The following is a 430-nucleotide window of genomic DNA, read 5'->3' as shown; positions in this document are numbered from 1 at the left end:
GGCCTCTATCGTGCCGATCCGCGGCCCAACAAGGTCGACCTCGGCGTCGGCGTCTACAAGGACCGCGACGGCAAGACGCCCGTCATGCGTGCCGTGCGTGAGGCTGAAAAGCGGCTCATGAACAGCCAGGACACAAAGACCTATCTCGGGCTCGCCGGCGACACCGGCTTCAACGCGGTGATGGCCAAGCTCGCCTTCGGCCCTGGCGCGGATATGACGCGCATCCGGGCCGCACAGGCGCCTGGCGGCTCCGGTGCGCTTCGCCTGGCGGCGGAGCTGCTCAAGCGGACGCGTTCGGACGCCACGGTCTGGCTGTCGGACCCGACCTGGCCGAACCATATGCCGGTGATGCGCGCCGCCGGCTTGCAGATCCGTGAGTATCCTTCTTTCGATGCGGCCTCCGGTGCTGTTCGTTTCGACGACATGCTGG

The 430-nt window shown here is 67.2% G+C and carries 1 protein-coding gene; it reads left to right on the top strand.

The features are described 5' to 3' along the window. Nucleotides 1-430 (top strand): aminotransferase class I/II-fold pyridoxal phosphate-dependent enzyme (locus ACWTU8_RS32825; protein WP_455851375.1); only part of this gene is annotated, 430 nt, incomplete at both ends.

Source organism: Mesorhizobium sp. BHbdii (genome assembly GCF_053848045.1).
Note: the sequence above shows the minus strand (reverse complement) of the source record. Positions and strands in the feature narration are given on the sequence as shown.